This is a genomic window from Paenibacillus sp. FSL M8-0142 (genome assembly GCF_038597315.1).
Taxonomy (GTDB): domain Bacteria; phylum Bacillota; class Bacilli; order Paenibacillales; family Paenibacillaceae; genus Paenibacillus_AQ; species Paenibacillus_AQ lactis.
Genome location: NZ_CP152008.1, coordinates 177,898 through 194,446 on the forward strand (window position 1 = coordinate 177,898; position 16,549 = coordinate 194,446).

At 50.5% G+C, this 16,549-nt stretch carries 17 protein-coding genes and 2 riboswitches; of the genes, 12 read left to right on the plus strand and 5 right to left on the minus strand.

The window, feature by feature from the left end; all coding sequences use genetic code 11:
* Positions 1 to 863 precede the first annotated feature (863 nt).
* The 8 genes from NSQ46_RS00805 to NSQ46_RS00840 all read left to right on the plus strand — a co-directional run bounded on the left by NSQ46_RS00805 (position 864) and on the right by NSQ46_RS00840 (position 8,058).
* Positions 864 to 1,193: a metalloregulator ArsR/SmtB family transcription factor gene (locus NSQ46_RS00805; RefSeq protein WP_040738328.1), complete on the plus strand. Its 330-nt coding sequence runs from the start codon at positions 864 to 866 to the stop codon at positions 1,191 to 1,193.
* Between the two features lie 29 nt (positions 1,194 to 1,222).
* Positions 1,223 to 1,732, plus strand: a complete 510-nt coding sequence (locus NSQ46_RS00810; RefSeq protein WP_083832598.1) for an SRPBCC domain-containing protein — start codon at positions 1,223 to 1,225, stop codon at positions 1,730 to 1,732.
* Between the two features lie 204 nt (positions 1,733 to 1,936).
* Complete coding sequence (locus tag NSQ46_RS00815; protein WP_040738327.1) at positions 1,937 to 2,998, plus strand: LLM class flavin-dependent oxidoreductase; 1,062 nt, start codon at positions 1,937 to 1,939, stop codon at positions 2,996 to 2,998.
* 109 nt (positions 2,999 to 3,107) lie between these two features.
* Positions 3,108 to 3,698, plus strand: a complete 591-nt coding sequence (locus NSQ46_RS00820) for a TetR/AcrR family transcriptional regulator (protein ID WP_007129028.1) — start codon at positions 3,108 to 3,110, stop codon at positions 3,696 to 3,698.
* A 90-nt stretch (positions 3,699 to 3,788) separates the two neighbouring features.
* A complete protein-coding gene (locus NSQ46_RS00825) occupies positions 3,789 to 5,150 on the plus strand; it encodes an MFS transporter (protein ID WP_251535833.1) in 1,362 nt (453 codons plus the stop codon).
* Between the two features lie 54 nt (positions 5,151 to 5,204).
* Positions 5,205 to 5,819 (plus strand): FMN-dependent NADH-azoreductase, encoded by a 615-nt coding sequence (locus NSQ46_RS00830; RefSeq protein ID WP_251535832.1) that lies wholly within the window; start codon positions 5,205 to 5,207, stop codon positions 5,817 to 5,819.
* 198 nt (positions 5,820 to 6,017) lie between these two features.
* Positions 6,018 to 6,112, plus strand: a riboswitch (cyclic di-GMP riboswitch).
* Positions 6,113 to 6,380: 268 nt separating this feature from the next.
* Positions 6,381 to 6,475, plus strand: a riboswitch (cyclic di-GMP riboswitch).
* A gap of 156 nt (positions 6,476 to 6,631) precedes the next feature.
* The gene (locus NSQ46_RS00835) at positions 6,632 to 7,180 is read left to right on the plus strand and encodes a hypothetical protein (RefSeq protein WP_251535831.1); all 549 of its coding nucleotides are present in this window, start codon (positions 6,632 to 6,634) and stop codon (positions 7,178 to 7,180) included.
* Between the two features lie 656 nt (positions 7,181 to 7,836).
* Positions 7,837 to 8,058: an aspartyl-phosphate phosphatase Spo0E family protein gene (locus NSQ46_RS00840; protein ID WP_007129024.1), complete on the plus strand. Its 222-nt coding sequence runs from the start codon at positions 7,837 to 7,839 to the stop codon at positions 8,056 to 8,058.
* 118 nt (positions 8,059 to 8,176) lie between these two features.
* Here NSQ46_RS00840 and NSQ46_RS00845 read toward each other — a convergent pair whose 3' ends face one another.
* The gene (locus tag NSQ46_RS00845; protein WP_251535830.1) at positions 8,177 to 8,422 is read right to left on the minus strand and encodes a hypothetical protein; all 246 of its coding nucleotides are present in this window, start codon (positions 8,420 to 8,422) and stop codon (positions 8,177 to 8,179) included.
* A 249-nt stretch (positions 8,423 to 8,671) separates the two neighbouring features.
* Between NSQ46_RS00845 and NSQ46_RS00850 the strand changes: the two genes are divergently transcribed.
* The 3 genes from NSQ46_RS00850 (at position 8,672) to NSQ46_RS00860 (ending at position 11,157) form a co-directional block, all read left to right on the plus strand.
* The gene (locus NSQ46_RS00850) at positions 8,672 to 9,100 is read left to right on the plus strand and encodes a MarR family transcriptional regulator (RefSeq protein WP_007129022.1); all 429 of its coding nucleotides are present in this window, start codon (positions 8,672 to 8,674) and stop codon (positions 9,098 to 9,100) included.
* Positions 9,093 to 10,310 (plus strand): MFS transporter, encoded by a 1,218-nt coding sequence (locus NSQ46_RS00855; RefSeq protein WP_100085199.1) that lies wholly within the window; start codon positions 9,093 to 9,095, stop codon positions 10,308 to 10,310. Before NSQ46_RS00850 ends, NSQ46_RS00855 begins: the two co-directional genes overlap by 8 nt.
* A 355-nt stretch (positions 10,311 to 10,665) precedes the next feature.
* Positions 10,666 to 11,157 carry a DinB family protein gene (locus tag NSQ46_RS00860; protein ID WP_342576060.1) on the plus strand — a complete coding sequence of 164 codons (492 nt, stop codon included), beginning with the start codon at positions 10,666 to 10,668 and terminating at the stop codon, positions 11,155 to 11,157.
* A 295-nt stretch (positions 11,158 to 11,452) separates the two neighbouring features.
* On the opposite strand, the gene NSQ46_RS00865 is transcribed toward NSQ46_RS00860, so the two are convergent.
* The 4 genes from NSQ46_RS00865 to NSQ46_RS00880 form a co-directional block, all read right to left on the minus strand.
* On the minus strand, positions 11,453 to 13,396 hold the full coding sequence (locus NSQ46_RS00865; RefSeq protein WP_007129019.1) for an ABC transporter permease: 1,944 nt from the start codon (positions 13,394 to 13,396) through the stop codon (positions 11,453 to 11,455).
* Positions 13,386 to 14,147 (minus strand): ABC transporter ATP-binding protein, encoded by a 762-nt coding sequence (locus tag NSQ46_RS00870; protein ID WP_007129018.1) that lies wholly within the window; start codon positions 14,145 to 14,147, stop codon positions 13,386 to 13,388. The genes NSQ46_RS00865 and NSQ46_RS00870 overlap by 11 nt, the downstream gene beginning before the upstream one ends.
* 225 nt (positions 14,148 to 14,372) lie before the next feature.
* Positions 14,373 to 15,377 (minus strand): sensor histidine kinase, encoded by a 1,005-nt coding sequence (locus NSQ46_RS00875; RefSeq protein WP_251535829.1) that lies wholly within the window; start codon positions 15,375 to 15,377, stop codon positions 14,373 to 14,375.
* On the minus strand, positions 15,374 to 16,063 hold the full coding sequence (locus NSQ46_RS00880) for a response regulator transcription factor (RefSeq protein WP_213616843.1): 690 nt from the start codon (positions 16,061 to 16,063) through the stop codon (positions 15,374 to 15,376). The genes NSQ46_RS00875 and NSQ46_RS00880 overlap by 4 nt, the downstream gene beginning before the upstream one ends.
* 239 nt (positions 16,064 to 16,302) lie before the next feature.
* Between NSQ46_RS00880 and NSQ46_RS00885 the strand changes: the two genes are divergently transcribed.
* On the plus strand, positions 16,303 to 16,548 hold the full coding sequence (locus NSQ46_RS00885; RefSeq protein WP_213616845.1) for a helix-turn-helix transcriptional regulator: 246 nt from the start codon (positions 16,303 to 16,305) through the stop codon (positions 16,546 to 16,548).
* Position 16,549: the final 1 nt, after the last annotated feature.

Genomic DNA, 16,549 nt, shown 5'->3' on the forward strand with positions numbered 1-16,549 from the left:
GCATGATCATCGCCAGTCGCGGATACTATGTCGGATCCGGACTATTAAAAGCAAGTAAAGGACTCGATTCTTCTTAAATCAAAGCCCGAGAATACCCAGGTGCTTCCGGTCCACCGGAAACCTGCTACAGAAGTACGTCCTACGAACGTTGGGAAGAACCAAAAGCCCCTCCCGCGTCTAGGCCATATAAACGTGAACCGGAACAGACAGCCCCGAATGGCGCCGGGATCAACCGCAAAGGTTGAAGGGCCAGCTCCGGTGACGGAAGTTGCGGCGGGGTTCTGGGGAATGAACTGGGGAGGAGGGGATGTCGGTCCTTGCTGCATTCCTTGCAGTCCCGGTGGTCCCAACAGTCCTGGCGGCCCAGGCGGTCCTTGGGGTCCTTGCAGTTCTGGTGGTCCTTGCGGCGGCAAAAATGCCATATAACTTCACTCCTTCATGGGATTCATGCTGCCATGCACGGCTTGCAAGAGTCTGCAAACGGCAGTGGCCACCGCTTGGCTACCGGCCCTCTGCAAGCTTGCATCCGTATAGGCAGCAGATACATTCGTTGGTTTGTACAATCCTATACGAATGGTGATTTATGATTTTCATCATATGCTATGCAGAAGCCCATGCAGGTGTGACCGATGTTAATGGAATGGAGAAGCGGGGGGGAAGGAAGGCGAATATAGCGGCTGAATGCATAAGTGATGTGAACAAAATAAATATTCCTTTACAGGAATATTCCTAGTGTGGTATATTCAATTCAAGAACACGGCATAATCAAATAAACGCATCGAGGTGATGTTGGTGGCTGGAATAGACAGTAGACAAAAGCCGTATTCCCCGAAGCTTCGGTTCTATAACCGTCACCACCAGGAATGAAGCAAGCGATATTTAGTGCATTAGCCGAGCCGAGCCGTCTTGCGATTGTAGAGCTGCTCCTCGGAGGTCCGATGACGGTGGGTGATATCGCCGAACGTCTGCAGATTCGCCAGCCTCAGGCTTCGAAGCATCTGAAGGTGCTGCTGGAGGCCGGATTGGTAGAGGTTCAGGCGGAAGCGAACAGGCGAAACTACATGCTTCGCTCGGAGCCCTTTCAAGAGCTGGATGCATGGCTGAATGATTACCGCAGAATATGGAATGAACGTTTTGACAGCTTGGACGCATACTTGAAGAAATTGCAATCGGGCGAGAAGAAGGACCCATAGCCTAACTTAAACTTGAGGAGGAAATGATGATGACAAGCAAAATGATTACCCGAGTGGAAGGACCTGTAATTGTGTTGGAGCGTGTATTCGACGCGCCGCGAGAGCTCGTATTCGAGGTGTTCTCGGACGGGGAGCATCTGAAGCACTGGTGGGGTCCGCGTGGCTGGGAGACAACCGTGTCGAACATGGATTTTCGTCCCGGCGGTTCATGGCATTATTGCATGACGTGCATGGATAAGAATCAAGGAGAATTTTATGGCATGGAGTCATGGGGGAAATCGGTCTACCATGAGATTGAGAAGCCTACCAAAATCGTTTACACCGATTATTTCTCCGATGCCGAAGGCAATACTTCCGAGGAACTTCCAGCGTCCACAACAACGATGACATTCGAGGAGCTGGACGGAAGAACGAAGATCGTCTCCCGGACCGTATATCAATCCGCGGATGAGCTTAAGAAGGTGCTCGAAATGGGCATGGAGGAAGGCATTACGCAAACTTGGGACCGCCTCGAGGAATACTTGCTTGCCAAGAAATAAACCGCATAGGGAGAGACCGGCCTTCGGGAGAAGTGCCGGTCTTTTTTTTGAATCTGTTGATGCCGATAACCTTAGGCTGCAGCCCTGACGTTTTTCCACTTGAAAAAAGATGCGTAAACGTTCAATATAAAGATATATTAACTAAAGAAAATATAGCGTCTGTGAAACATACACATAACGATACGTTACTAGGAGGAACCGATGATGGAAATCGGAATTAGCTCGTTTGTTGAAACCGTGCCGGACGTTCACACCGGCGAATTGATCAGCCACGCCCAAAGGCTGCGCGAGGTCGTGGAGGAAATTGTGCTGGCCGACCAGGTCGGCTTGGATGTGTATGGAGTAGGCGAGCATCATCGCCAAGATTATGCGGCCTCGTCCCCTGCGGTCGTGCTTGCGGCTGCTGCCTCCCGGACCAAGTGGATCCGGCTGACAAGCGCGGTGACGGTGCTGTCATCAGCGGATCCGGTACGGGTATTCCAGGACTTCGCCACGCTGGACGCGATTTCGAACGGACGCGCGGAAATCATGGCCGGGCGGGGCTCATTCATCGAATCCTTTCCTTTGTTCGGCTATGATCTTCATGATTACGATGAGCTGTTTGAAGAGAAGCTGGAGCTGTTGTTAAAAATTCGGGAGTCGGAGCGGGTGACCTGGGAGGGCCGGCATCGCCCGGCCATCCATAATCTGGGCGTATATCCGCGTCCTGTGCAGAACCCCCTGCCCGTATGGATCGGCAGCGGCGGCAACTCCGAATCCGTCGTCCGAGCCGGCCTGCTCGGCCTGCCGCTCGTGCTGGCGATCATTGGCGGGAGCCCGCTGCAGTTCGCCCCGCTCGTGAAGCTGTATAAAGAAGCGGCCGCCCATGCAGGGCATGATGTATCGAAGCTTCCGGTCGCCTCGCATTCCCATGGATTTATCGCGGAGGATACGGAGCTTGCCGCGGATAAGTTCTTTCCCTCCACCCAGGCGGCCATGAACGTGCTCGGCCGGGAGCGCGGCTGGGGTTACTATGATCGCGCCCGTTTCGATGCTGCACGCAGCTTCGAGGGAGCCCTCTATGTAGGCGATCCGGAGACGGTCGCTCAGAAGATCATCCATCTTCGCAAGCATGTGGGTATTACCCGGTTTATGCTGCACGTGCCGGTCGGCTCGATGCCGCATGAAGAGGTCATGAGGGCGATCGAGCTGCTCGGTACGGAGGTTGCGCCTCGGGTTCGTTCCGAGATCGACCGGTGGGAAGCGGCCGGCGAGCCGGCGGAGTAAGCAAGCAAATCCAATTAAAATTCCGTTTGACAAATCAGACAATGTAAAATATGATAAGTCCATCGAATGACAGTCAGTACTGACATTCATGTAGGGAGGGGGGACTTTCATGAGTAGAGATCAACATATAAGCAGTGACGACAAGCTGCTGCAGGCCGCAATCGATCTGATATCCCGGAAGGGCTACAACGGCGTCACGACGCAGGAGATTGCCTCGGCAGCCGGGCTCAGCGAGAAGACTCTATTCCGAAAGTTCGGCAGCAAGCGAAATCTCCTGGAGATGGCGTTCGAACGCTATCATTACGGTCAAGAAATGACGAAGCTTTTCGCGGAGAAGCTCACGGGAGAGCTTACTGCGGATCTGATTCTGATCAGCCGGACGTACCATGACTTGATGATCCGGAACCGCAAGCTGATCACGATCAGCATCAAGGAGAGTGATCATCTCCCGGGACTTCGAGAGATGACCAGCAAGCATCCGAAGCAGTTTCTGGACGTGTTGACGAAATATTTTACGATCATGACGGAGAAGGGGAAGCTGGTTGCCGGAGATCCCGAGCTGCGGGCGATCTCGTTTATGATGATGAACTTTGGCGCGTTCATGAACGAGCTGGATTCCAAGGAGATATTTCCTTCCGTAACGCTGGATGACTTTATTGAGGAGAGTGTGCGGATTTTTGCTAGGGCGTTAACCCCCTAGTTTTTTTTCAAAGCATACGTCAGTAAGTACTGACAGACATGCTAATCTCGCTGTTTAAAATTTTCTACTCACAAGGAGGGTGAAGCTCTAATGGAGACTCGGAAGCTGATGCGTGTCCTCATGTTCACGCTGTGTCTGTCCGCTATGAGCGGATTGATGTTTAACTTTGTCCTGCCGGACATGCGAGAGGAATTCAGCTTGAGCACCGCTCAGGTTAGCTGGGTAACTTCCTCGTATTCCCTGCTGTACGGGATCGGCACGGTTCTGTACGGGAAGCTGACCGAACGCTACCAGCTCAAAAATTTGCTGTCATTCGGTCTGCTGCTGTTCGCGGCCGGCTCTCTGGTCGGCCTCGTCTCCCAGGCATTCTGGATGGTCCTGGCTGCAAGATGCCTTCAGGCGATCGGCGCGGCGGCGATACCGGCGGCGGCAACGCTTATACCGATTCGCTACTTCCCGCCGGAGCGAAGAGGAGCAGCCATGGCGACAGCCTTTATTGGATTGTCCATCGGCAGCGCGCTTGGGCCGGTGGTGTCCTCGCTAGTGGCCGGCTTTGCTCATTGGCGCTGGCTGTTCAGCATCCCTTTGCTGATTCTCATCACGCTTCCTTTTTACCGGAAATATCTGAAGGACGAAGACCCTCAGGTGCCAGGATCATTCGACCTGCTGGGAGGCGGCCTGCTGGCTGTCGCGATCACTTGTCTGCTGCTGGGAATAACGAACGGAATCTGGTGGCTTCCGCTAGCCGGACTGCTGGTAGCCGCGTTGTTCATTGTCCGGATTCATCGTGCATCCGTCCCGTTCGTGAGCCCGGTTTTGTTCCGGAATCGAGAGTATTCGGTTAGGCTTGTCATCATGTTTCTGTTCAGCGGCGCGGCCTTTGCGCTGCATTTTCTAAGCCCGTTGCTGCTGGCAGAGATTCATGCGCTGCCTCCAGGTTGGATCGGATTTGTCATGGTGCCGGCCGCCGCGGCCTCCGCTCTGCTCGGGAAGACAGGGGGGAAGCTGGCCGATGCCAAAGGGAACACGTATCTGTTTCTAACCGGCATGATTATGTTGGTCGCGTGCTTTGTACTCTTATCCACGTTCTCCGCCATTTCAGCCGTCGCGGTTGCGTTCTTCCTGATTCTAGGCAATGTCGGGCAGACGTTCGGGATGATTGCACTATCCAATTCCGTCTCCCTCAGCTTAGCGAAAGAGCAGGCCGGCATCGGAATGGGGCTGATGCAGATGCTGAATTTTATTTCGGCCGGGATCGCTTCCGGTGTGTACGGAACAATGCTGGATATCCGCTCCGGGGTATCGTGGAACCCCTTGTATGCCTATGCCAAGGGACAAATTTACAGCAATATTTATCTGGTGCTAGCCGGGCTGCTGCTCGCCATGCTGATTTTCTATTCCCTAAGGTTCGGGAAAACGGAGCACGGTCATATAAGAGCGGCGGGAAGCTGATATCGCAGCTTTGAGTCCATTCACTTTGATTACAAAATATAGGAGGAGATTCTAATGACAACCACTTTATTCATTAAAGCCAACAACCGCCAAGGGGCCGTCACAAGCAGATTATACGACGCATTTTTCAATAGCTACCGCGAGGCACATCCGAATGATGCGGTGGTTGAGGTCGACCTGTACCGGGAACGCATTCCCCTTCTGGACGACATTATGATTAGCGGGAATTTCAAGTCAGCCATGAGCATGGAGCTTTCGGAGGAAGAGCAGGCCGTTCGGGACATCGTCAACCGGCACTTGGAGCAATTTCTTGCCGCCGACAAATTGGTGTTTGCCTTCCCGCTCTGGAATCTGACGGTTCCTGCAGTGCTGCATGCCTACCTGGACTACATGCATCATCCGCGTAAAACGTTCAAATATACGGAGCAGGGCTTGGTCGGTCTGTTGGGTGACAAAAAAGCAGCACTGCTGAATGCTAGAGGCGGGATCTATGCGGAGGGCGATCCATCCGAGATGGCGGTCAGCTTCGTAAAAAATCATCTCAACGTGTTCGGGATTACCGACATTACTACGATTATCATTGAGGGGCATAATCAATTCCGGGATCGAAGCGAGGAAATCATTGAGGAAGGCCTTCGGCGGGCAGCCGAAGCGGCAAAGCTTTTTTAAATCATGGAGAAGCTGGTTATTTTGACATATTACACGCTCTGCTAGTTACTTTGTGACAAAAAATTACAAAATTCAGCAGGTAATTGTCGGGAATTTGAGTCATGAAGCCTATATTCAATGAAAAACAATGTAAGTTATAGTTTGATTAGGTCATTCATTCAGAACTATATGTTGTATCTTTCGACAATTGAATCGTTCGTACGATAATCGCAAACCCACTGAAAAGTGGCGACGCAAAGCTATAGGGGCTAATGGGGTTCTGCATAGAACCGCGATGCCAGCCAGTTGCCGAATACGACGGAAGCCTCCGTCACTTCTTGCTAGTTACTACCTATGTCTACAAGCTGACGGAGGCTATTTGTTGTTCACAAATTTTTATAGGGAGGCTCCTGCAGTAACTGCCTGTTCCTTAAAAGTTACGGTCAATTGCCTGAAAGGAGGTGAATGATGCGGAACATGATTTCCCGCAGCGCGGTATAACTACAGCAGTTCAACTCTCAGCGGATAACAAGGAATATTCATGCGGCAGCGTCTTTGACAGCAAACCAATCGAATCGTTTCGTACGATAATAGCAAACCCACTGAAAAGTGGCGACGCAAAGCTATAGGGGCTAATGCGAATCTGCTAAGATACGTGATGCCAGCCAGTTGCCGAATACGACGGAAGCCTCCGTCCTATTTTGCTATGGTAATCTTCATGGATGGAGGTTTTTTATTTTTCGCTAAGAGCTACCGAATCTTCACAGCGGCGATAAATAGGAGATCGATTTCATTATTAATCACTTATTCTTAACAAGGAAGAAGGGAAAATAATGGGCCAAAGAACATTGCTGAAAGTAAACGATCATTTTCCTAATATCCTCAGCATCTCTGAAATTAAAGAAAGGCTGATCGAGCGAAAAGAAATCCTGTATCTGTTGCAAGAGGAAACCAGGAATATGAACGATTTGCTGTCTATACCTTATTTATTTGTGATTGCGGACCCAGAGGGAACCGTTATCGATTATTGCGGGACGGAGCTGTTAAAAGGTTATTTTGAAAGAAATCATTTGAAAATCGGAACATCTTCTGCTATGAACAAGGCGGGAATCAATGCCATTGCGTTATCCATGGAAAATCAATCGGTCTCAGTCGTAATCGGCGCCGAGCACAGCAATAAATTGTTTGCAGAGCTGTCCTGCGTTTGCACGCCAATACGAATAAATCATGTTATTATAGGCTACCTCAGCCTCTGTTTTCATTACTTTCACGAGGTTACATTTGTACTGCCCCTCATTGAACATCTGGCCAAAAATATTGAAGAAAAAGTTACCCCAAAAGGATCCCATGCTACAAAAAGAGCTGACCTACTCACTCTTTGACCAATATGAATTAACAAACCGCGAGAAAGAAATCGCCTACGAATGGCTGGAAAATAAAAACGTGCCTGAAATTGCGGATATTTATGGAATCAGTCAAAGCACGGTCCGTACTTTCATCAAAAAGATATACGCCAAAACGAGAGTCAATCATAAAGGGGCATTCCTAAGAAAATTTACATGAAGATATAGGCAATACATAAGCACTAATTACCCAATTATGGGTATTTTATTTATTAAAGTAAAATTTTATAATTATAGGCAAGCCACTGATGACAGATAGTTAAAATTTAAACCTAATTCATAATTCGTACAATCTATCGCAAACCCGTCGAAAGGGTGGTGACGCGAAGCTGCAGAGGCTGTTGTGGACGCTCATATGCAACCACGATCCCTGCAATTGGCCGAATACGACGGAAACCTCTGATCCGCCATGCGACAACGATTGAATAGGGAACTGTTTATTTTAGATAACCCTGCTGACCTGACGCCGCTGCAGAAACTGAATCGGGTAGCCTTCAACATTTCATGAAGAGGAGCATGCTTTAACGGTTTGTTCGTTTAGGAATGAGCGATCAACTCTCTGTTTGAGAAGGTTTGCCGCAAAAACGTTGGCAGCTGTCATAAATCACTTGCTACGACGGGGGTGGGTGGATGTGATGGTTTCTATAGAGAACGAACTGAAGCATGTATCCGACGAGCTCGAATATCTCAGGAGGGAACTTGAGCGAATGGCCGGCAGTCTTGAATTCGTACATCAAGATGTTGTCGCACTTTCGCAGTCGTTCGATAAGCTGATTGTCCGTTACATGGAATTAAAAAGCCATGAGGAAGAGATCAATAGAAAGTGCGCAAAGTTAAATAAACCAAGCCATGAGTAATAAGTCCTCCATAAAAAATAGAACCCCGGATGTCGATTCTCGACCTTCTGGGGTTATTTGCTTAAAGATATGGTGCTTCCAGCTTTAAGGGAAGCCATTTCAAGTCAGGTGCTTGGATTCAATCATTTTTCTGTACGAGCGAACAGCTGCTCCAATTATCCATTGTAATGTACCCGCGCCTAACAAGCGCGAAAATCGTATTGGTTCGGCAATACCATTCCAAGTTGGGTACAGATGGCGAATCACCGCTTGCCTTCGTCAAGACACCATCATACGTCCAGTATCCGCCTTTCTTCCAGCGGACAAGTCTCCCATGCTTCTTGGCCTGTTCCAGCGCTTCTTGTTGTATTTCCGATAACGTCAATTCATCCTCACCACACAAATCCTGTAATATCTGTCTAGAAGACGGATGGAATATACCAATTAAATCATATAAATCTGAATATATTCTGAATAACCTGTGTTGAAAAACGGTCGATGGGCATTGTTAGGTGAACTGATGCATCGTCGAGTAAAAGGATCAGAATACCAGACATTATGTCTGGACATTTTCGGAACACTACTCTATAATCAAATAGTTACCTTGAGTAACCAATTGGATGGAGGTTTCCCCATGAGCACCCACCGACATTTTTTTCAGCAGTACTTCAGACTGTACCGCCCGTTCGTCAATGAACTGAACCGGCGGCTCGAGGTTTTTGGGCTGTATTATGCCCAGTGGTCGATCATGTATTATCTGGACGCGAACCAATCGATGACCTTGGTGGAATTGTCCAAAGTTTTGTATGTAGAGAAGCCCACGGTGACTAGAACGGTGAACGCATTGATCAAGCTGGGTTATGTGGAGCAGATCCCGGCATCGGACAAGCGGGAGAAGCGAATCCGTTTATCAAGTAAGGGCATCGATGTCGCGTTGCAGATTCGTCAATTATTCGATGACTACGAGATGGAGATTATGGAAGGTGTCTCCGCTGAGGAACAAGCCAGCGTCATCCGTGTCATGGAGACAGTCAGGGATAACATTATAAGAAAAGGTGATTAACTTGCAGCAAGAAAACTCCCAAGATCGTTTATGGAGCAAGGACTTTTTGATTGTGTTCGGCGTCAATTTCCTGCTCTTTCTTTGTTTTTATCTATTGGTTGTTATTATGCCCACTTATGCAGCTGAGGAATTCCATGCATCGACTGGAATGGCCGGCTTTGCTTCCAGTATCTTCGTGGTGGGGGCGCTGATCGGGCGGCTGATCGGAGGCAGCATTATCGAGAGGGTCGGACGAAGACCGCTGCTGTTGACCGGATTGGTCTCATTCAGCGTCTTAATCGGTTTGTATTTCATCATTAACAGCTTAGCGGTGCTGCTCATCGTCCGTTTCCTCCACGGCCTGGCCTTCGCGCTGGCCTCTACCGCGACCGGCACGATTGCCGCGAGCTTGATTCCAAACTCGAGAAGGGGTGAAGGGACAGGTTATTATGGTGTCAGCATCATCATTGCATCGGCAATCGGCCCTTTCATCGGACTTATGATTCTGGAGCATGCCTCCATGACAGGCAATTTTGTCCTTTGTGCAATCCTGGGCGTGCTCTCATTGGTATCCTCGTTATTCATGCGCATTCCGAAGCTGGTGCTCACCGCCGAACAGGCACGGGAGATGAAGGGCTTCCGGCTATCCAACTTCATTGAGCTCAAGGCGCTTCCGATTTCGATCATAAGCTTTGTGATGGGCTTTGGATATTCGAGCATTTTGTCGTACCTGAAGATCTTTGCGGGGGAAATCGGGCTGGTGGAAGCGGCAACCTACTTCTTCATCGTGTATGCGATCGTGGTGATTCTGTCCCGGCCGTTTACCGGACGCTGGTTTGACCACCGGGGAGCGAATGTTGTGATGTATCCGGCTATCGTATCCTTTGCGATCGGGATCCTGCTGCTCGGTCTGGCACATCATGGAATAACCCTTCTGCTGTCCGCGGTGTTCGTAGGCCTCGGATACGGCACGACACAGTCCAGCTCCCAGGCGCTCGCCATTAAACGCTCTCCGGCGCACCGGATCGGTCTTGCAACATCGACCTTTTACATTTTTGTGGACGTCGGCATCGGGTTCGGTCCGCTCCTTCTTGGCTTCCTTACGCCGCTGGCAGGGTTCCGGGGCATGTACATGACCATAGCGGTCCTGCTGGCGCTGTCGGTGATTCTGTATTATTTCCTCGTCGGGAAACGAGAAAGCCGAGAGAAGGCTGCCCGAACGGCTGCCTAACCAAGATTCGTATTCAGAGAAGCTTAGGTGACGGCTCCTTGGCCTTGGATTTGGCACGACAAGGTTCCAGTTCCAGACGCTCGCCATTAAACACTCTCTGGCCCACTTAGAGCCGTCTTAAGCCTGTAGATTAACCTCCGTAAGGAGCAGATCTGCAGGCTTTTTCTGTTGTACCCCATGTCCTAACCGGGATGCATAAGGAAAGTAAACAAGGGGGTTGTGGCTTAAGTGGTAGCTCTTCAGGAAAAAACGTTTATAGTCGTTTCATCCGATCTCCGCACACATGACCTGTTATACAATGAATAATGATTGTCTGTGCGTCTCATTTATTTTTTCGTGGAGGAGTGAGGCATTTATGGCGCATGCAAGTGACGTGTTAAGAAATCAGCTGCTCGCGGGTGCGAATGATCCGAGCTGGTATATTCCCTTCCAGCAGTCCACCCGGGATCTGACGGAGGACGAGGCGTTCTGGACGCCGGCGAACGACAGTCACAGCATTGCAGAGATCGTTCAGCATCTGCTCTATTGGAATGAAACGTGGCAGACCCGGTACAGGGAAGAACGTATGGATGCGGTGCCTGCAATTGAAGACAATAATCTCAGCCTTCTCCTTCCGGATCATGTGACGTTTGCCGAGCTAAGGAAACGACTGCTGGAGGTTTTACTAGGATGGCAGCCGCTGCTGTCCGAGTCTGCGGATACCCTGGAGAAGGATGTTAGCGGTTTTCCGGAGCCGGCCAAGTGGTGGGAGATCATCAGCAACGCTGCAACACATAATGCTTATCATATCGGCCAGATTGTTTACATCCGCAAGCTGCAGAAGAGCTGCAGGGCGCTGGATTGGTAATGTTAGAGGAGGGGTGTTCTCAGCACTGCACATGCGGATTGTACTTCCGATCCCTCTTATCCCCGGGTTTCCTCTAATCCCATTTCGTTTGCTGAAGTCAGGGGATAAAGGGCACGCTCCGCTTCTAATGATTCTTAACTTGAAAAAATGAACCTTCAAGCGAAAATAAAGCCAGCTTCGGGCTCAACCGAAACTGGCTTTCTATATGATTTAGCTAACCTTCTTCATTCTATTAACTTGAACAAACCCAGACGCTCGAAGAACCCTCAAACTTGCTTGTATATTGTTCCCCTACTTAAAGCGCCTCTTTAATGACTCGCTTGTAGAACATCACGGACAGCAGGCCGAAGATGGAATACAGCGCCGTGTACAGCAGCATGACGATAACCATTGGAGTCCAAAGTTCGGTTCCAAAGAAGAACCAGCCCGATTTAACCGCAAAGTAGCTGTGCGACAATCCCACAATCAGCGGAATGCCGAAGTTAAAGAGCTGCTTGAACTGAATGCCCCGGAGCAGATTTCCCTGAGTGTACCCGAGCTTACGCAGAATCGTGTAGGTCGGCTTCTCTTCCTCGCCTTCATCCATCTGCTTAAAGTACAGGATACAACCGGAAGTAATAAGGAAGGTTAGGCCAAGGAAGCCAACGATAAACATGATTAGCCCCATGTTGATCTTCTGGTCCGTGATCATCCCGATTTGGGAGAAATTACCGGGATGTTCCCCAATCCCCAGATCCATGTATACTTGGTTCGCCTGATTGATGGCCGCTGGATCTACGATATCGATGCCATGGTAGACAGTCGTTCCCTTCTGGATCTTGGGATCGAGATCCTGCATTAACCGTTCAAATACGGTTTGGTCGACAATGGCGGTCGGCAGGCCGCCGTTGGAAAAATTAACCGAGATGTAGGAGTCCTTGTTCGTTCCGATCAGCTGTTGCGGAATGCTCTCCTTGCTTCCGCTAAGCTCAATCTGTCCTGTGGCCTGAATGGACATGAACTGCTGGATCGCATCGCTTGAACCCGTAAACAGCGTTTCTTCCGGGGATAGGTCCACGTCTTTAATTCCTTCATCACTGATGACCCCGATGATCATGGAGCCGGTCTGTCCCGTTTCTTCAAAGCTGGAACCGATAATCCTGGAGACGTCGACGTCCACCTGAATCACGTCCCGATCGGTCTGCTTGAATTCAATATCCGCCTCCGCAAGCGCATGCGTGAAGGCTGCAAGATCGTCCTGTACCGCGATGGCAAAATGATTCGGAACGCTTTGCTGCGCCGACTTCTCCGCCGAATAATACGAGATGTAGCTTAGCGACAGCAGCCCGATGGCGAGCGCTGAGACGGTTGTGATAATGGTGAGCAGCAGGGCGTTCGACTTCATCCGGAACATGATCGAGGAGAGCGAGAGCACCTCGTTCACCGACAGATACCCGCCCTTGCTCTTGCGGATCAGATTGAAAATAAAGCTGACCGATCCCTTGTAGAACAGGTAGGTTCCGATAATGACCGACCCAAGAATGAAGACCATCGCCATAAACAATTCATTCATGTTTGTGAAATCACCGCTGAACAGCTTGGTGGATACATAGTAACCGACCAGGATGAGCCCGACGCCGAGCAGCCCGAGAATCATCTCGCCAACCGACATTTTCCGGACGCGGTTCTCGGTGGTCGATACGACCCGGAAGAGCGACAGGATGCTCTGTCCCTTAATGAATGTGAAATTCATGACCATGATCAGAATGTAGATGGCGGCGAATACGATGGCCGTCTGGATCAAGGCTTGGCTGGAAAATCTAAGGGTGGCCTCGCTTTCGACGCCGGTCACCTTGAACAGAATCATCAGGATCAGCCGGGAAGCGGCGAAGCCGGCAAGAACGCCAATCACCATCGAGCCGAAATACAGGATCAGATTTTCCGCGCTCAGGATCCTGAAGATTTTTCCCTTGGTGAGCCCGATCAGCTGGAACAGCCCGATCTCCTTGCTTCGGCGTTTGATGAATATCGTATTGGCGTAGAGCAGGAAGATGGCGACAATTGCTACCAGCAGCACCGAGGCGGCCCCGAGTCCGGCGGCTCCTTTCACCGAGCCCTTCACTTCATCCATGGATGGATCGTACTGCAGCGTAACGAAGGAGAAGTACAAGCCGACACTGAAAATCAGCGCGAAAACGTACAGATAATAATTTTTAATATTTTTCTTCAAATTACGGTAGATCAGATAATTAATGTTCATGCTGCACACCGCCCAGCACGCCTTGGGTTTTGATAATATCGTTGAAGAACGCTTGTCTCGACTGCTCGCCCTTGTTCAGCTGCGTATAGATTTGACCGTCTTTGATAAAGACGACCCGGCTGCAGTAGCTGGCTGCGCCTGGATCATGGGTCACCATGATGATCGTCGAGTGGATCTTCTGGTTCAAATCGCTCAGCTTGTTGAGCAGGTCCGAGGCCGATTTGGAATCCAGCGCCCCGGTCGGTTCATCGGCGAATATAATGCTCGGATCATGGATGAACGCCCGCGCCGCCGAGGTCCGCTGCTTCTGACCGCCGGAAATTTGGTTCGGATATTTATCCTTGAGGTCATAGATTCCAAGCTCTGTCGCAATGCGCTGGAATTTCTGATCGGCCTCCTTCTTGGATACTTTCTTGATGGACAGCGGGAGCAGGACATTTTCCTTGACGGTCAGGGTGTCGAGCAGATTGTAATCCTGGAAAATAAAGCCCAAGTGGTGTTTCCGGAACTCTGCAAGCTCCTTCTCCTTCATGCCGGTGAATTCCTTGCCCTCGATTTTGATGCTGCCGAGGCTGACTTTATCGATAGAGGACAGTACGTTGAGCAGCGTGGTTTTCCCGGAACCGGAGGCGCCCATGATGCTGACGAATTCTCCTTTGTCCACGTTGATGTCGATGCCCTTCAGAACTTCCTGTTTATTGAATTTGTTGCCGTAGCTTTTATGGATTTGATGTGCTTCAAGAATGGCCACGTTTTTCTTCACTCCTTTGTCGTATGGATACCGGGGGGCTTTAGAGCTCAGCGCTAGAGAAAGCCCAGCCGGGTCTCCCCTGGAAAATAACCTGGCCGATGCGCCCTGAGCATTCATCACACCGATCGGCCGCCGGTTATTTCCTTGTTGTCCTTATCATAAAGGAGGAGGCAGGGCTTTTCCTTCGATTCGGCGAACAAAGCGCAAAAGCATGTGACATTGTTGTCACATGCCGGTAATATGGACGATCTCATTCTTCTTCGGGAAGGTGAGCGTGAAGATAGTCCCTTCTCCGGGCGTGGATACGACGTGGATGCGGATGAAGAGAGCATCCGCTACCTTTTGCGTCAAATACAAGCCCATGCCCGTTGCCGCGCTGTCATGGTGCTGGGTCGTAGAGGTGAAGCCCTTGTCGAAAATGCGGGGCAAATCCTTCGGATCGATGCCGCGGCCGAAATCCTGAATGGTCAGCTGTGCATGGCCATCGACCAAGACGCTTTCAATGATAATGTCCGAAGCTTCGCTGTATTTGACGGCATTGGTCAGCAGCTGCCGGATCATGAAGCCAAGCCACTTGGCATCGGTCAGCACTTCCGTAACCTTCAGGGAGACATCAAAGCCGATGCCCTTTTGGAGGCACCAGGATTTGAGCGCCCGGATTTCATTGTGGATGATCGGCTCCAAAAGCGCGGTTTCGATAAACAGATCGTTCTCGATGAACGGGATGCGCTTCTGATGCAGCTGTTGATCCAGCAGCAGGTGGATGCGGAGCCATTCGTACATGAGCCGGGACTTAAGCGTTTCATCCTCCATGCGTTCAATGATTAATTGCATCGTGGTCAGCGGAGTCTTCACCTCGTGAATCCAGGACATGATTTCGTCCTTCTCCTGCTCCATCTCCATGCGGCGCATGGAGGATTCACGCTTGAAGCGTTCAGTCTGCAGCGTGAGCATCTCCATAGCGAGCGTTTCGAACGGAAGCTCCGGATGATCGATTGCGGCCAAGTCATAAGTGTCGTCCCACGCCTTCAGGCTCTTGTAGACCCTCGTCTCCCGGTTGTAGCGAACGGCCAGAAACACGATGAACACCAGCGTGGACAGAAAGGCGATGTATAGGATCGGCTGGAAGGGAATGGCGTTGTCGATCGCGGCTACGAACAGGAGCAGCACCTGCAGGCACACAAACAGCAGAATCCAGCTCAGCCGTTCTCTCAAATAGGCACGGATCATGAATGAACCTCTTCCGTTGCCATATAGCCTTGCCCGACCTTGGTTTCAATATAGGTGTCAAGCCCAAGCGGCTCCAGCTTTTTGCGCAGCCGGTTCACGTTCACCGTCAAGGTGTTGTCGCTGACGAAATGCTCGTTGTCCCATAGGCTCTTGATCAGATCTTCCCGGCTGATGATCTGATTTTTGCGCTCAATCAGCATTTTCAAGATGAACATCTCGTTCTTCGTTAATTCCACGGCCCCTGAAGGGCTCGTAACCATATTCTTCACATATTCGACCGTAGCTCCGCGCCAGGTTCTCAGCTCCGTGCGTTCGGTGTTGTAGTTGTACACACGGCGGAGCGTAGCTTGAATTTTGGCGATAAGCACTTCGAAGTGGAACGGCTTCTGGATGAAGTCATCGGCTCCAAGCTGCATGGACATGACCATATCGGTCGGATGGTCGCGCGAGGACAGAAAAATAATCGGCACGTTCGAATGGGAACGAATCATGCGGCACCAGTGAAAGCCGTCATATTTCGGAAGCTGAATATCGATGATCACCAGATCCGGCTGCACGGCCGTAAATTCCTGAAGCACGCTCCCGAAATCATGGATTCCGTATACGTCGTACGACCACTGGGTCAGACGTTCCTTGACTTCATGGAACAGGGTCGCATCGTCTTCGATCAGCATAATTTTGAACAAAGGAGTCACCACACTTTATGTATTCGGCTTGTTTCTTTCAGTGTATATCAAAAAGGCGTGTTGTGCTATTGACGAAGGTGCTCAGGAACAGTAGATCGGCCTTGGCTGACTGCTTCCTAAATGGCTAAGCCCGTTTGTGTGAGGAGTAAGATGACTTTGGGGTTGCCGAATTAGGCGCTGCCTAATAAAATTAGGTAATACCTAATATTTTGTGAATGTTGGATGGGGAGGTGGAGCATTTGCTTGAATGGATGCTGCGAAGCGTTATGGCCCAGCGCGGAATCTGGTCGGGCGCAGCTTTGGCGAGACTGCTGCAAGAGAAGGCGGACTACCGTCTTTCAGCGGCTTCCATCAGTGCCTTGCTGTCGGTCCGGCCCAAGCAGATGAAGGTGGAGACATTGGATGCCCTGTGCACGGCACTGGAATGTACGCCGAGCGACTTATGGGTCCATACACCAACACCTTCAAAGATAAAGGAGGCGTAAC

Excerpts from the sequence above, each read along its gene's own strand:
- NSQ46_RS00810 (WP_083832598.1), top strand. The coding sequence starts at position 1,223 with ATGACAAGCAAAATGATTACCCGAGTGGAAGGACCTGTAATTGTGTTG.
- NSQ46_RS00840 (WP_007129024.1), top strand. The coding sequence starts at position 7,837 with ATGGTTTCTATAGAGAACGAACTGAAGCATGTATCCGACGAGCTCGAA.
- NSQ46_RS00830 (WP_251535832.1), top strand. The coding sequence starts at position 5,205 with ATGACAACCACTTTATTCATTAAAGCCAACAACCGCCAAGGGGCCGTC.
- NSQ46_RS00865 (WP_007129019.1), bottom strand. The coding sequence starts at position 13,396 with ATGAACATTAATTATCTGATCTACCGTAATTTGAAGAAAAATATTAAA.
- NSQ46_RS00825 (WP_251535833.1), top strand. The coding sequence starts at position 3,789 with ATGGAGACTCGGAAGCTGATGCGTGTCCTCATGTTCACGCTGTGTCTG.
- NSQ46_RS00835 (WP_251535831.1), top strand. The coding sequence starts at position 6,632 with ATGGGCCAAAGAACATTGCTGAAAGTAAACGATCATTTTCCTAATATC.
- NSQ46_RS00860 (WP_342576060.1), top strand. The coding sequence starts at position 10,666 with ATGGCGCATGCAAGTGACGTGTTAAGAAATCAGCTGCTCGCGGGTGCG.
- NSQ46_RS00850 (WP_007129022.1), top strand. The coding sequence starts at position 8,672 with ATGAGCACCCACCGACATTTTTTTCAGCAGTACTTCAGACTGTACCGC.
- NSQ46_RS00820 (WP_007129028.1), top strand. The coding sequence starts at position 3,108 with ATGAGTAGAGATCAACATATAAGCAGTGACGACAAGCTGCTGCAGGCC.
- NSQ46_RS00815 (WP_040738327.1), top strand. The coding sequence starts at position 1,937 with ATGGAAATCGGAATTAGCTCGTTTGTTGAAACCGTGCCGGACGTTCAC.
- NSQ46_RS00875 (WP_251535829.1), bottom strand. The coding sequence starts at position 15,377 with ATGATCCGTGCCTATTTGAGAGAACGGCTGAGCTGGATTCTGCTGTTT.
- NSQ46_RS00805 (WP_040738328.1), top strand. The coding sequence starts at position 864 with ATGAAGCAAGCGATATTTAGTGCATTAGCCGAGCCGAGCCGTCTTGCG.